General features: G+C 60.0%; 1 protein-coding gene. It reads right to left on the bottom strand.

The features are described 5' to 3' along the window. Positions 1 to 135 precede the first annotated feature (135 nt). Complete coding sequence (locus B3C64_RS07685) at positions 136 to 669, bottom strand: single-stranded DNA-binding protein (RefSeq protein WP_291534885.1); 534 nt, start codon at positions 667 to 669, stop codon at positions 136 to 138. Between the last annotated feature and the right edge of the window lie 536 nt (positions 670 to 1,205).

Raw genomic sequence — 1,205 nt, 5'->3', positions numbered from 1 at the left:
GTACGGCCGCGCGGCCGTCGTCCATAGATCGCGGCGACGATAGGCCACTTGTGCAGCACATCAGTGGCACCGATACGGCATCTACGTGGTGGGCAACCGGACTCTTCGATCGCCCACCACATTCATTAGAACTCGCTAGAACCCGGAGGAATCGAATTCCCCGCCATCCTCGGCTTCCTCACCGGCGACGGAAGCCCCGGCGGTTCCACCACCTTCGACTTCCACCGGACCGGTTCCGTTCATTCCCTGCGACTCCACCTCCTGCCGCGCGTCATCACCGCGCTGCGCGTCACCGTTTTGCCGCGCGATTCGCCGCCATGTTGTGATTCCGTAATTGAGATCATGACCCGCCGCATTGGCCTCAAGCACGATCTTCGACTGGTTTCTGCCGTTCTGGTCGGTCCAGGCTTCCATGGCGAGCAGCCCGCTGACCACTACCGGCTCGCCCTTTTTGAATGATTGGCAGATGTTCTCCGACAACGCCCGATACGATTTCACGGTAATCCATGTGGTCGGCAGATCACGCCACTGCTGCGTTCTGCCGTCGAAATACCGTCTTGTGCTGGCAAGACGGAACGAACTGGCATGCGGATTGCCTTCTTTGTTGAATGGTACCGGGTTCGCACCGACGTATCCGGTGACGGTGACGAGGCATTGCTGTTGTGCCATGGCTACGTTTCCTTTCGCTTCACGTTCGGATGCCACGGAAAGCGCCGTGACTCCGGCGCGAAAGCCTCGGCAAAGAGGAGTAAGGGTTATGAGAAGAGCTTTGCGAAGCTTTCCGCAACCTTGCGTTTCCGTGGTGCTTTCCACTATTCCCGACTACGCTGTGTCTTCGCAAGCGCGACCGGCAAAAGTGGATAAGTGCGACGGTTTCGGGCATGTCGTGGATAGTCGGTGCATAATTCGGCGCTATCCACCATTGTCCACATGCGGTGGTGCGCATCATGCCGGCGGAAGTCCCCGATAAAAGCGTCCTGGATGGCGCAGCGCGCATAGCCTCACGCCTAGTCGCACGCGGCCCGAACGCATATCAGCGACATTCCACGGCATATGACAGAGGGAAGGCCATGCAGACGCATGGCCTTCCCTCTCTAGTTCTTCCAGCCTATTCCGGCTTCGTCGACTACTTCAGCAGCGCGGCGACGCGGTCGGCGATCGCCTGCGCGGCGTCGGCGACCGGCACGGCCTCGGCGTTCTCGCCA

Origin of the sequence: Bifidobacterium sp. UBA6881, assembly GCA_002451435.1 — a bacterium.
Classification (GTDB): Bacteria; Actinomycetota; Actinomycetes; order Actinomycetales; family Bifidobacteriaceae; genus Bifidobacterium.
The sequence above is the reverse complement of the archived record's forward strand: the minus strand, read 5'-3'. Positions and strand labels throughout refer to the sequence as shown.

Excerpts from the sequence above, each read along its gene's own strand:
- B3C64_RS07685 (WP_291534885.1), bottom strand. The coding sequence starts at position 669 with ATGGCACAACAGCAATGCCTCGTCACCGTCACCGGATACGTCGGTGCG.